This is a genomic window from Allochromatium vinosum DSM 180 (genome assembly GCF_000025485.1).
Lineage (GTDB): Bacteria > Pseudomonadota > Gammaproteobacteria > Chromatiales > Chromatiaceae > Thermochromatium > Thermochromatium vinosum.
Map to the genome: position 1 here is coordinate 1,439,374 of NC_013851.1, position 12,934 is coordinate 1,452,307.

General features: G+C 63.2%; 13 protein-coding genes. All 13 read left to right on the forward strand.

The window, feature by feature from the left end:
• The first annotated feature begins 361 nt into the window (after nucleotides 1-361).
• Nucleotides 362-1,615 carry a dissimilatory-type sulfite reductase subunit alpha gene (dsrA, locus tag ALVIN_RS06180; protein WP_012970464.1) on the forward strand — a complete coding sequence of 418 codons (1,254 nt, stop codon included), beginning with the start codon at nucleotides 362-364 and terminating at the stop codon, nucleotides 1,613-1,615.
• Between the two features lie 54 nt (nucleotides 1,616-1,669).
• Nucleotides 1,670-2,740, forward strand: coding sequence for a dissimilatory-type sulfite reductase subunit beta (gene dsrB / locus ALVIN_RS06185; RefSeq protein ID WP_012970465.1), 1,071 nt, complete (start codon nucleotides 1,670-1,672; stop codon nucleotides 2,738-2,740).
• A 140-nt stretch (nucleotides 2,741-2,880) separates the two neighbouring features.
• Nucleotides 2,881-3,273, forward strand: coding sequence for a sulfurtransferase complex subunit TusD (gene tusD, locus ALVIN_RS06190; protein ID WP_012970466.1), 393 nt, complete (start codon nucleotides 2,881-2,883; stop codon nucleotides 3,271-3,273).
• A gap of 12 nt (nucleotides 3,274-3,285) precedes the next feature.
• Nucleotides 3,286-3,696 carry a sulfurtransferase complex subunit TusC gene (gene tusC, locus ALVIN_RS06195; RefSeq protein ID WP_012970467.1) on the forward strand — a complete coding sequence of 137 codons (411 nt, stop codon included), beginning with the start codon at nucleotides 3,286-3,288 and terminating at the stop codon, nucleotides 3,694-3,696.
• 12 nt (nucleotides 3,697-3,708) lie between these two features.
• Complete coding sequence (tusB, locus tag ALVIN_RS06200) at nucleotides 3,709-4,017, forward strand: sulfurtransferase complex subunit TusB (protein ID WP_012970468.1); 309 nt, start codon at nucleotides 3,709-3,711, stop codon at nucleotides 4,015-4,017.
• Nucleotides 4,018-4,059: 42 nt separating this feature from the next.
• Nucleotides 4,060-4,398: a TusE/DsrC/DsvC family sulfur relay protein gene (locus tag ALVIN_RS06205; protein WP_012970469.1), complete on the forward strand. Its 339-nt coding sequence runs from the start codon at nucleotides 4,060-4,062 to the stop codon at nucleotides 4,396-4,398.
• A gap of 82 nt (nucleotides 4,399-4,480) precedes the next feature.
• Entirely contained in the window at nucleotides 4,481-5,212 is a 732-nt protein-coding gene (locus ALVIN_RS06210; RefSeq protein ID WP_012970470.1) for a respiratory nitrate reductase subunit gamma, read from the forward strand.
• Between the two features lie 47 nt (nucleotides 5,213-5,259).
• The gene (dsrK, locus tag ALVIN_RS06215) at nucleotides 5,260-6,834 is read left to right on the forward strand and encodes a sulfate reduction electron transfer complex DsrMKJOP subunit DsrK (RefSeq protein WP_012970471.1); all 1,575 of its coding nucleotides are present in this window, start codon (nucleotides 5,260-5,262) and stop codon (nucleotides 6,832-6,834) included.
• A gap of 115 nt (nucleotides 6,835-6,949) precedes the next feature.
• Nucleotides 6,950-8,914, forward strand: a complete 1,965-nt coding sequence (locus ALVIN_RS06220; RefSeq protein ID WP_012970472.1) for an NAD(P)-binding protein — start codon at nucleotides 6,950-6,952, stop codon at nucleotides 8,912-8,914.
• Between the two features lie 17 nt (nucleotides 8,915-8,931).
• Entirely contained in the window at nucleotides 8,932-9,390 is a 459-nt protein-coding gene (locus ALVIN_RS06225; protein ID WP_012970473.1) for a DsrJ protein, read from the forward strand.
• Nucleotides 9,391-9,393: 3 nt separating this feature from the next.
• Nucleotides 9,394-10,200, forward strand: a complete 807-nt coding sequence (dsrO, locus tag ALVIN_RS06230) for a sulfate reduction electron transfer complex DsrMKJOP subunit DsrO (RefSeq protein WP_012970474.1) — start codon at nucleotides 9,394-9,396, stop codon at nucleotides 10,198-10,200.
• A gap of 50 nt (nucleotides 10,201-10,250) precedes the next feature.
• Complete coding sequence (gene nrfD / locus ALVIN_RS06235; protein ID WP_012970475.1) at nucleotides 10,251-11,501, forward strand: NrfD/PsrC family molybdoenzyme membrane anchor subunit; 1,251 nt, start codon at nucleotides 10,251-10,253, stop codon at nucleotides 11,499-11,501.
• A 1-nt stretch (nucleotide 11,502) separates the two neighbouring features.
• Nucleotides 11,503-12,879 (forward strand): cobyrinate a,c-diamide synthase, encoded by a 1,377-nt coding sequence (locus tag ALVIN_RS06240; protein WP_012970476.1) that lies wholly within the window; start codon nucleotides 11,503-11,505, stop codon nucleotides 12,877-12,879.
• The last annotated feature ends 55 nt before the right edge of the window (nucleotides 12,880-12,934 follow it).

The window sequence follows — 12,934 nt, forward strand, 5'->3', positions numbered from 1 at the left end:
CTGGTGAGCTGGCTTGTAGGATTTTTCGCCAATCCGGCCGCTGTCTTTGATCGCTGGGCCACATCACCTGCGGAAGGCTCCAGGCACTGGCGTATATCTCCAAAGGGATAGAGGTCGAGGAGGATATCCCCCCCCGATCGTGGAATGGGCGCGCATCCTGTCCATGGGTATATTAGAAAACGCCGATGGGGTTGAGGGTCCGGCTCGATACGCACGCCGAGCGTGTCGGTACCACCGGCTCCACACACAGACCCGACGCGATGCAGCGATCCGCGCTGTCCCGGCCAAGCGGTCGAGACAGGTTCGTGCACGCGCACAAACCATATCCGTTCCTGGTTATATCGATAGGAGAGACCGCGCAATGGCTATCGACAAGCACGCGACCCCGATGCTCGACCAGCTCGAGACCGGTCCCTGGCCCAGCTTCATCTCCGGCATCAAGCGTCTGCGCGACCAGCACCCGGACGCGCGCATCAATGCCGTGACCAACGACCTGCTCGGTCAGCTCGAACACTCCTACGAGACCCGCAAGGGCTACTGGAAGGGCGGTACCGTGTCGGTGTTCGGCTATGGCGGCGGCATCATTCCGCGCTTCTCCGAAGTCGGCAAGGTCTTCCCCAGTTCCAAGGAATTCCACACCGTCCGCGTCCAGCCGCCGGCAGGCAACCACTACACCACCGCCATGCTGCGCCAGCTCGCCGATACCTGGGAGAAGTACGGCTCGGGTCTGATCACCTTCCACGGCCAGACCGGCAACATCATGTTCATCGGTGTCGATACCCCGAACACCCAGAACTTCTTCGACGAGATCAACGACTACGGCTGGGATCTCGGCGGCGCCGGTCCCTGCGTGCGTACCGCCATGTCCTGTGTCGGCTCGGCGCGCTGCGAGATGTCCTGCACCAACGAGCTGAAGGCCCATCGGCTACTGGTCAACAACTTCACCGACGATGTGCACCGTCCGGCGCTGCCCTACAAGTTCAAGTTCAAAGTCTCCGGTTGCCCCAACGACTGCCAGAACGCCATCGAGCGTTCCGACTTCGCCGTCCTCGGCACCTGGCGCGACGACATGAAGGTCGATCAGGCCGAAGTCAAGCATTACATCGCCGACAAGGGCCGCCAGTACTACATCGACAACGTCATCACCCGCTGCCCGACCAAGGCACTGTCGCTCAACGACGACGACACCCTCGACGTCAACAATCGCGACTGCGTGCGCTGCATGCACTGTCTGAACGTCATGCCGAAGGCGCTGCATCCCGGCGACGACAAGGGTGTCACCATCCTGATCGGCGGCAAGCGCACCCTCAAGATCGGCGATCTGATGGGCACCGTGGTCGTGCCGTTCAAGAAGCTGGAGACCGAGGAAGACTACGAGTCGCTGGTCGAGCTGGCCGAGACCATCATCGATTTCTGGGCCGAGAACGGTCTGGAGCACGAGCGTTGCGGCGAGATGATCGAGCGCATCGGTCTGGCCAACTTCCTGGAAGGCATCGGCATCGAGCCGGACCCGAACATGCTGAGCCACCCGCGCCAGAGTTCCTACATCCGCATGGATGGCTGGGACGAGGCGGCCGAAGAATGGTTCGCGCGTCAGGCCGAGGCCGGTCGCTGAGCGGCGCCGACCCCATCGTACTCCCCAAGAATCGAAACACTGGAGGATCAGTCCATGGCGGAAATGCGTGAGCCCATCGAGTCCGGCTGTCCGGACCCCTGGCAGTACATGCATCCGGTGATGCGCAAGAATTTTGGCATGTGGAAGTATCACGAGCATCCGCGTCCGGGCGTGCTGCTGCATGTGGCCTACAGCGGCGACAAGATCTGGACGGTCAAGGCCGGCACCCAGCGCATCCTCGACGTCTTCACACTGCGCAAGCTGTGCGACATCGGTGACGAGTTCGCCGACGGCTATGTCCACTTCACCATCCGCTCGAACATCGAGTATCTGGTGAGTGACGAAGCCAAGGTCCAGCCGCTGATCGACGCCCTGGAAGGCGCCGGCTTCGTCGTCGGCGGCACCCAGAACTCGGTGGCCATGATCTCGCACACCCAGGGCTGGCTGCACTGCGACATCCCGGGCACCGACGCCTCGGGCGTGGTCAAGTCGATGATGGATGAGCTCATCGACGAGTTCCGCAACGCCACCATGCCCAACCGCGTGCACATCACCACCTCCTGCTGCCAGATCAACTGTGGCGGTCAGGGCGACATCGCGATCAACATCCAGCACACCAAGCCGCCGAAGATCAACCATGATCTGGTGGCCAATGTCTGCGAGCGTCCGTCGGTCGTGGCCCGCTGCCCGGTCGCCGCAATTCGTCCGGCGATGGTCAACGGCAAGCCGTCGCTCGAAGTCGACGAGCGCAAGTGCATCTGCTGCGGTGCCTGCTATCCGCCCTGTCCGCCGATGCAGATCAACGACGCCGAGCACTCCAAGCTGGCCATCTGGGTCGGCGGCAACCACTCCAACGCGCGCGGCAAGCCGACCTTCCAGAAGCTGGTGGCCGCCGGCATCCCGAACAATCCGCCTCGCTGGCCGGAAGCGACCGCCATCGTCAAGCGCATCCTGAAGGCGTACAAGGAAGGCGCGAAGGACTGGGAGCGCATCAACGAGTGGATCGAACGCATCGGCTGGCCGCGCTTCTTCGAGGAGGTCGAGCTGCCCTTCACCAAGTATCACATCGATACCTGGCGCGGCGCGCGCGCGAGCTTCAACAGCTCGTCCTATATCCGCTTCTGATCCGGAGCGGACAGGGGGAGGCGCATCCGGCACAGCACGGACGCGCCATGATCGAACGACAATCCATCGCCTCGGGTCGGACGCCGCGCGCGACCGACCCGAGAGCGCGATGACTGGATTTGGATAGCCACGAGGTCTGCATGAAGTTCGCGCTTCAGATCAACGAGGGGCCCTATCAGCATCAGGCGTCCGACTCGGCCTATCAGTTCGCCAAGGCCGCGCTGGAGAAGGGGCACGAGATCTTCCGGGTCTTCTTCTATCACGACGGCGTCAACAACTCGACCCGCCTGACCACGCCGCCGCAGGACGATCGTCACATCGTCAACCGCTGGGCCGAGCTGGCCGAGCAGTACGAGCTGGACATGGTCGTCTGTGTCGCCGCCGCCCAGCGTCGCGGCATCGTCGATGAGGGCGAGGCCAGTCGCAACGGCAAGGACGCGACCAACATCCATCCCAAATTCCGGATTTCCGGACTCGGGCAACTGGTCGAGGCGGCGATCCAGGCCGACCGTCTCGTCGTCTTCGGTGACTGAGGGAGCGCCAACATGTCGGAAGTCGTGAAGAAATTCATGTACCTCAATCGCAAGGCGCCCTACGGCACCATCTATGCGTGGGAAGCCCTGGAAGTCGTGCTCATCGGCGCCGCCTTCGATCAGGACGTGTGCGTCCTGTTCCTCGACGACGGTGTCTACCAGCTCACCAGGGGCCAGGACACCAAGGGCATCGGGATGAAGAACTTCTCCCCGACCTACCGCACCCTGGGCGACTACGAGGTGCGTCGCATCTATGTCGACCGCGACTCGCTGGAAGCGCGCGGACTGACCCAGGACGATCTGGTCGAGATCGCCTTCGAGGACATGGAGACCGAGGAAGAGTTCGACAACATCGTCGAGGTCATCGATTCGGCGCGCGTCAGCGAGCTGATGAACGAATCCGATGCGGTCTTCAGCTTCTAAGGGGAGGGTGGAATGAGCATTCTGCATACTGTCAACAAATCACCCTTCGAGCGGAATTCGTTAGAATCCTGCCTGAAGTTTGCCACCGAGGGCGCGAGCGTCCTGCTGTTCGAGGATGGCATCTATGCCGCGCTCGCGGGTACCCGCGTCGAGTCTCAAGTGACCGAGGCGCTCGGCAAGCTCAAGCTGTACGTGCTCGGCCCCGACCTCAAGGCCCGGGGCTTCAGTGATGAGCGCGTCATTCCAGGGATCAGCGTCGTGGACTACGCCGGCTTCGTCGATCTGACGACCGAGTGCGATACCGTCCAGGCCTGGTTGTAATTTTCGATTTTTCTTTACCGAAACCAAGAGAGGAAGATTCCAATGGCCGACACGATCGAAGTCGATGGCAAGCAATTCGCCGTGGATGAGGAGGGCTATCTCTCCAACCTGAACGATTGGGTTCCGGGCGTGGCCGATGTCATGGCCAAGCAGGACAACCTGGAGCTGACCGAAGAGCACTGGGACATCATCAACTTCCTGCGTGAGTACTACGAGGAGTATCAGATCGCTCCCGCCGTGCGCGTCCTGACCAAGGCCGTCGGCAAGAAGCTCGGCAAGGAGAAGGGCAACAGCAAGTATCTCTACAGCCTTTTCCCCTATGGTCCGGCCAAGCAGGCGTGCCGTTTCGCCGGCCTGCCCAAGCCGACCGGCTGCGTCTAAGCGGACGAGCGTCCGGCGCGCGCGGTTCTTTTGAACCTGTGGCGCGCCGGATTCCATCAAGCTCCACCGAGGGTGCGGAAACATGGCGTTTCTGACGAACTTCTATGCCTTCCTGTTCTATTTCGCCGCCTTCGTGCTGGTGGCGGGTCTGGCTCGCAAGATCATTCAGTACGCGCTCACACCCGCGCCGCTGAAGATCCCGACCACCCCGGCGCCGACGACCGGACGCGGTGTGGTTCTCAGGATGATGCGTGAGGTCGTCCTGTTCGAGAGCCTGTTTCGCGGCAACAAGTGGACCTGGATCTTCGGCTGGATGTTCCACTTCGGCCTGTTCCTGGTCACGCTGCGCCATCTGCGCTACTTCATCGAACCCGTGTGGTTCCCGATTCAACTCGTCCAGCCGTTCGGCATCTATGGCGGTATCGCCATGGTCGTGGGGCTGGCCGGACTCTGGGCGCGGCGCTTCCTGGTCGATCGCGTCAAGTACATCACCTCGACTTCGGACCATCTGATCCTGGGCCTGCTGGTCGCCATCGGCTGCACCGGACTGCTGATGAAGTTCGTCTTCCATGTCGACGTGGTCGAGATCAAGACCTTCTTCCTGGGACTCTACAGCTACGACATCGAGCCGCTGCCGGCCGATCCGCTGCTGCTGCTGCATCTGCTCCTGGTGGCGCTGCTCATGATCATCTTCCCCTACAGCAAGCTGCTGCACATGCCCGGACTCTTCTTCAGCCCGACGCGCAATCAGGTCGACAACCCGCGCGAGCAGCGTCACATCGCGCCCTGGGCCAGGAAGCTCGAGCAGTCATGAGCCGCCTGATTCGAGCGCCCCAGTCGTCCGCTTACAGAGGTTGATCCATGGCCAAGGCAACGTTCGAAGTCCCAGAACTGACCCAATACACCGAGGTTCCGTCCGTCACGCCCGGAGCCATGGCGCACAGCGCGCCCTTCAAATCCAAGGAAGATTTCCAGACGCCGCTCGGTTTCCCCGGCGAGCTGGTCGACGACTGGCAGACCAAGGCCATCGACAAGATGGGCGAGCTGCTGGGCAAGTACCGCTCGCTGCGCGTCTACATGGACGCCTGCGTCAAGTGCGGTGCCTGCACCGACAAATGCCATTATTTCCTCGGCACCGGCGATCCGAAGAACATGCCGGTCGCGCGTCAGGATCTGATGCGCAAGGTCTACCGGCGCTATTTCACCCTGAGCGGCAAGCTGTTCCCCAAGCTGGTCGGTGCCGAGGACTTCACCGAGGAAGTGCTCGACGACTGGTATAGCTACTTCCATCAGTGCTCGCAGTGCCGGCGCTGTTCGGTGTTCTGTCCCTATGGCATCGATACGGCTGAGATTTCCATGGCCGCGCGCGAGATCATGGACTCGATCGGCGTCGGTCAGAAGTACTGCAACGAGATCATCGGCAAGGTCTACAAGATCGGCAACAACCTGGGGTTGCCCGGCCCGGCGCTGGTCGACACGCTCGAAGGGCTGGAAGAAGACGTCTACGACGACACCGGCGTCAAGGTGCGCTATCCGATCGATGAGGAGGGCGCTGAGATCCTGTTGGTGACGCCCTCGGCGGACTTCTTCGCCGAACCGCACGTCGACGGCCTGATCGGCTACGGCAAGGTGTTCCACGAGGCGGGCGTGTCCTGGACCCTGAGTTCGTATGCCTCCGAGGCGGCCAACTTCGGCATGTTCATCGGCTCCTACGACAACATGCGCCGCGTGGCCCAGCGCATCCGCGAGGCGGCGATCAAGCTCAAGGTCAAGCGCATCGTCTTCGGCGAGTGCGGACATGCCTGGCGCGTGGCCTATTCGTTCCTGAATACGCTGGCCGGTCCCTGGGACTTCCTCGATCCGCGCTATCCGGTGCCGCAGCACATCTGCGAGTTCACCTATGAGCTCATCCAGCAGGGCAAGCTCAATCTCGACAAGAGCGAGAACGACGATAAGGTGCTGACCTATCACGACTCCTGCAACGTCGCGCGCGCCTCGCGCATGGGCAGCACGCCGGGCGGTCAGTTCGAGATCCCGCGCGCCATCATCCGCGCGACCTGCAACAACTTCTACGATATGGACGAGGACACCATCCGCGACCGCACCTTCTGTTGCGGCGGCGGCGGTGGGTTGCTGACCGACGATCTCATGGAGCTGCGCGTCAAGGGCGCCAAGCCGCGACTCGATGCGCTCAACAACGTGATCCAGGAAAAGGGCGTGACGCACATGGCCGCCATCTGCGCCATCTGCAAGAGCCAGTTCACCAAGGTCTTGCCCTATTACGGCCTGGAGATGGATCAGATCGTCAGCGTCCATCAACTCGTTTCCAACGCCATCGTGCTCACGCCTGGGCCGGATGACGACGAGGACGAAGACGACGACGAGCCGGATCTGGACGATCCGAACGAAGAAGAAGAAACAGACGAGGCGGCCTGACCGGGGCCATCGAAGCGCGGCGTCTCCGGATCAATCCACTAGAGCCGGCTGCGCGACCTGATACGAATCCCCTGATCCCCGCGTCAGGGTTCAACTGGTACGGAGAACGATTGAGATGGCGACTTCCAGCGACGAGATGAAGATGAAGCCGACCTGGCGTCGATTCGAGGACGGCGAACACGTCTGGGACAACCTGACCGACAAGATCTTCAATCAGGACCGCTCCCACAAGTGTCCGACCTATGTCCACAAGACGCCGCCCTGTCAGGGGAGCTGTCCCTCGGGCGAGGACATCCGCGGCTGGCTGCAGATCGTGCGCGGCATGGAGAAGCCGCCGCAGGGCATGGACTGGCAGGAGTATGCCTTCCGTCGTTCCACCGATGCCAACCCCTTCCCGGCGATGATGGGCCGCGTCTGTCCGGCGCCCTGTCAGGACGGCTGTAATCGCAACGAGCTGGAAGACTTCGTCGGCATCAACTCGGTCGAGCAGTTCATCGGCGACACCGCCATCGCCAACGGTTACACCTTCGAGGCGCCCGAACTCGACACCGGCAAGCGCATCGCCATCGTCGGCGGCGGTCCCGCCGGTCTGGCGGCGGCGTATCAACTGCGTCGCAAGGGCCATAGCTGCACCATCTTCGAGGCCAACGACGGTCTGGGCGGCATGTTCCGCTTCGGCATCCCCGGCTATCGCGTGCCGCGCGACAAGCTCGACGCCGAGATCCAGCGCATCCTCGACATGGGCCGGGTCGAGGTCAGGCTCAAGACCCGCATCGGCACCGATGTCACGGTCGAGCAGCTCGAAAAGGACTATGACGCCATCCTCTGGGCCATCGGTTGTCAGAGCGGTCGCGGTCTGCCGGTGCCCGGCTGGGAAGGCACGCCGAACTGCGTCACGGGTGTCGCCTTCCTCAAGGCGTTCAACGAAGGCCGCATGAAGGTCACGGCCGGCAAAGTCGTCTGCGTCGGCGGTGGCGACACCTCGATCGACGTGGTCTCGGTCGCGCGTCGTCTCGGCCATGTCAACAAGAGCAACCCGAACGAGCTGCCCGAGACCGTGATCCGCGACGGCTATGTCGCCCACGATGCCGCCAGTGCCGCCGCCGCTCAGGGCGCCGAGGTCACGCTGACCTCGCTCTTCACCCGCGACAAGATGACCGCCTCCGAGCACGAGGTCGATGATGCGACCCGCGAGGGCGTGACCATACTCGACGGCGTGATGCCGGTCGAGGTCATCAAGGACGCCAATGGCCGCGCCATCGGTTTGAAAGTCGCCGACTGCACCATGACCGACGGTCGTCCGACTCCGGTCGAGGGCACAGAGCGCGTGCTCGAAGCCGACCTGATCGTCTCGGCGATCGGGCAGGGCGGCGATCTCTCGGGCCTGGAGCAGCTCGACAACGGGCGCGGTCTGATGGACTCCGACAAGTTCTATCAGGTGCCGGGCAAGGCCGGACACTTCGTCGCCGGCGACATCATCCGTCCGCACCTGCTGACCACCGCCATCGGTCAGGCCTGGATCGCCGCCGACTCGATCGACGCCTATGTGATGCAGGCCGAGCACAAGCGCCGTCCGAAAGTCGACGTGCACCACTTCAACCTGCTCGACAAGCTCACCGAAGCCCATCTGGCGCCTGAGTCCTTCGTCGCCGGTCAGGCCGGCGATATGCGCGGAACCTCGGATGCCAACTATGCGATCCACAACTATGAGGATCGCTCCGGCGCCGAAGTCATTCCGCACGAAGAGTTGTTCCTGGGGCACTTCAACTATGTGCCGCGCAATCTGCGCAAGGAAGAGGTGCCGAGCGCCGACGAGGTGCTGGGCCACTTCCACGAGCGCGTCATCGGTCTGACCGAGCCGGAAGCGATCGACGAGGCCAAACGCTGCATGAGCTGCGGTCTGTGCTTCGAGTGCGACAACTGCGTCATCTTCTGTCCGCAGGATGCCGTGTTCCGGGTCGACAAGGGTAGCCGCACCACGGGTCGCTATGTCGATACCGACTATGCCAAGTGCATCGGCTGTCACATCTGTGCCGACGTCTGTCCGACCGGCTACATCAAGATGGGTCTGGGCGAGTGAGGCCCCTGGAGGCGTCGATGGTCAACGCTGTAGTCAGAGCCGGCCTGCTGACGCTGGGTCTGGTGTGGGCGGTACTTGCCGCCGACACCGCCCTGGCCGATGAGGTCAAGCGATACGTGGTCGAGGGCTCGCCCGCCGCCGAGCGGGAGTCCTGTGTCGAACCGACCGAGACGATGCGCCGCATGCACATGGAATTCATCAAGCATCAGCGTATCTCCACGGTTCACGAGGGCATCCGGGGCACCAAGTACAGCCTCACCGGGTGCGTCGACTGTCACATCAGTTATGACGCGAACCGGAATCCCCAGCCGATCGATCAGCCCGATCAATTCTGCGGGGCCTGTCACAACTATGCCGCCGTGGATCTGAACTGCTTCGACTGTCACGCCTCCGTGCCCAACCGGCCCGGTGCCGATGCCGAGGCCGCGCATCGCGCGGCCGGTGTCACGGGTGCGCCTCATGGGGGAGGGCACTGAACCATGAACGAGAACACAACCAATATCGACGCCAATGCCAAGACTGAGGCGGTCGAGGCCATCGACGCCGGACGTCGCGGCTTCATCGGCACCGCCGCCGGATTGAGCGCCGCCGCCCTGGTGGCGCCGGGCGTTTTTCTGCACAGCGTCGCGGCCGCGCCGCGTACCGAGCCGGTCACGGGCGATGTGCGCTGGGGCCTGCTGATCGACACGGCCAAGTGCGCCGACGGCTGTTCGGCCTGTGTCGACGCCTGCGACCGTGAAAACGGCCTGGATCTCCAGGAACCGCACGGCTCCGAGTCCAAGTGGGAGCATCAGAAGTCGGTCTGGATCCGCAAGGTCAAGCTCCAGGACAACCAGACCGGGCGCATCACCCAGCTCCCGCTGATGTGTCAGCACTGCGAGCATCCGCCCTGTGTCGACGTCTGCCCGACCGGCGCCTCCTTCAAACGCGCCGACGGCATCGTCATGGTCGACCGCCATCTGTGCATCGGCTGTCGTTACTGCATGATGGCCTGCCCCTACAAGGCGCGCAGCTTCATCCATCAGCCGACGACCGGCCAGTTGACCGCCGTGCCGCGCGGCAAGGGCTGTGTCGAGAGCTGCAATCTGTGCGTGCACCGGCGTGACAACGGCGAGGAATCGACCGCGTGCGTCGATGCCTGCGCGCAGGAAGGGCACGGGGCCATCGTCTTCGGCGATCTCAAGGATCCCGACAGCGCCATCAGCCAGCGTCTGCGCGAGATCCCGAGCCGGCAGATCCGCGAGGATCTGGTGTTGAACACGGGCGTGCGTTACGCCGGCGTCTGAGTCCACTTTTCAGCCTTCGCGTACCGAGGCGAGGCCAGGGGTTTATCGAAATGAAACGAGTCGTCTATCGCGAATGGCGCATCCCGCCCGAGCGTTACTGGAGTCTGCTGGGCTTCCTGGCGGCCCTGATCGGGATCGCGGCGCTCTCATTCGGCTACATGGAACACCAGGGCCACTGGGTCAGCGGCATGAACAACTCGGTGGTCTGGGGCACGCCGCATGTGTTCGCGGTCTTCCTCATCATCGCGGCCTCGGGGGCGCTCAACATCGCCTCGATCGGCACCGTGTTCAAGAAGCCGATCTACAAACCGCTCGGACGGCTCTCCGGCCTGCTGGCGGTAGCGATGCTGATGGGCGGTCTGCTGGTGCTGGTCATGGATCTCGGGCGCCCGGAGCGTCTGATCGTGGCCATGACCAACTACAACTTCAGCTCGATCTTCGCCTGGAACATCTTCCTCTATACCGGCTTCATGGCCATCGTCATCGCGTATCTGTGGTCGATGGCCGACCGTCAGGGCGGACCGTTCAACTATCCGATCGGCATCCTGGCGCTGGTCTGGCGTCTGGCGCTGACCACGGGTACCGGCTCGATCTTCGGCTTCCTGGTGGCGCGTCAGGCCTATGATGCCGCCATCCTCGGTCCGATGTTCGTGGCGCTGTCCTTCGCCTATGGGCTGGCGGTGTTCATGCTGGTGCTGATGTTCGGCTTCGAGGAGGAGGGACGCCCGATCGGCCCGCGCATGATGCGCCGGTTGCGCAATCTGCTGGCGCTCTTCATCGGCATCGCGCTCTATTTCACGCTGGTCTATCACCTGACCAATCTCTACATGGCCAAGAACGACAGCCTGGAGCACTGGTTGCTGCTCAGCGGCGGGATCTACACCTTCCTGTTCTGGGTCGGCTGGATCCTGGTCGGCAGTCTGGCACCGATGTGGATCCTCTATCATCCGGTGCTGAGTCAGAAGCGCGAGTGGATCATTGGCGCCTGCACCCTGGTCATCGTCGGCGGCTTCTCGGCCATGTATGTCATCATCATCGGCAGCCAGGCGTTCCCGATCGCGATGTTCCCCGGTCACACCATCCTCGAATCCGGCTTCGCCGATGGCGTCAATGGCGCTGCCGCGCCCTACTGGCCGACCATCCCTGAGATCCTGCTCGGCGTCGGCGGCGTGGCCGTAGCGCTGCTGATCACGGCGGTCGGCGTGCGGGTGCTGCAATTCATGCCCGAGTCGCTGGCCGATGACGTGGTCGCACCGGACGAGGAGACGCTGGACGCGGCGCCCTTCGCCAAGCCGGCCTGAGATGGCGTCGCTCTACATCGCCGCGCCGCAAAAGTCCTCCGGCAAGACCACGCTCTCGATCGGTCTTTGTCGTGAATTCACGCGGCGCGGTCTGGTCGTCCAGCCGTTCAAGAAGGGGCCGGACTACATCGATCCGTTGTGGCTCGGTCAGGCGGCCGGGCGTTCCTGCTTCAATCTCGACTTCCATACCATGTCCGAGTCCGAGATCCGCTCGGCCTTCGCCCGCGAGCTGGGCGCGGCGGATCTGGGGCTGATCGAGGGCAATGTCGGACTGTTCGACAGCACGCGGCTCGACGGTGCGCACAGCAACGCCGAGCTGGCCAAGCTGATCGGTGCGCCCGTGGTGCTGGTGGTCAACTGTCATGGTCTGGCGCGCGGGATTGCGCCGCTGCTCCAGGGCTATCTGGCCTTCGATCCGGAACTCGACATCGCGGGCGTGATCCTGAACAAGGTCGGCGGCGGGCGGCATGGCGAGAATCTGGTGCGGGTCGTCGAGCATTACACCGATCTGCCGGTCCTGGGGCTGCTGCGCCGCACCGATGAGATCAGCATCGACGAGCGTCATCTGGGTCTGATGCCGAGCAACGAGACCGAAGACGCCGAGGTCTGGATCGAGCGCATCCGCGCCCGGATCGCCGATCAGGTCGATCTGGATCGGCTGTTGGAGATCGCCGAGCACGCACCGACTCCAGAGCCTGAGCCAGTCGGGGTCATCCAACCTGCTCGCGATGGCGATCTGGTGCGCATCGGCATCGCCCGCGACGCCGCCTTCGGGTTCTACTATCCCGACGATCTGCGCGCACTCGCCGCCGGCGGGGCCGAACTGGTGCCTTTCAGCCCGATTTCCGACAGCGTGCTGCCCGAGGTCGACGCGCTCTTCATCGGCGGCGGTTTCCCCGAATACCGCATGGCCGAGCTGGAAGACAATCGGTTGATGCGTCAGGCCATCCGCGATTTCGTCGCCGACGATCGCCCGTTGTATGCCGAGTGCGGCGGCCTCATGTATTTGTGTTCGCGGTTGTGCTGGAAGGGCGAGCGGCGCTCCATGGTCGGCGCCCTCGATGCCGATGTCGAGATGTGCGACCGACCCCAGGGTCGCGGTTATGTGCGTCTGAGTGAAACCGAAGCGTTTCCCTGGCCGCGTCTGGAATCCGCGCCGCCCGACGAGATCGCCGCTCACGAGTTTCATCATTCGGCCATCCTGAAACCCGATCCCGACTGGCGCTATGGCTATACCGTGCGTCGGGGTACCGGCATCGACGGCTCGCATGATGGCATCGTCCAGGGTAATCTGTTGGCCTGTTACAGCCATCTGCGCGCCGTGGGCGGCAACCGCTGGACCGATCGTTTTCTGGCTCATATTCGTCGCACGCTCTGAAAGCGCGCGGCCCGCTGTTCACCTTCGACATTGAGCCGTGTCGCCGATGCGGTCC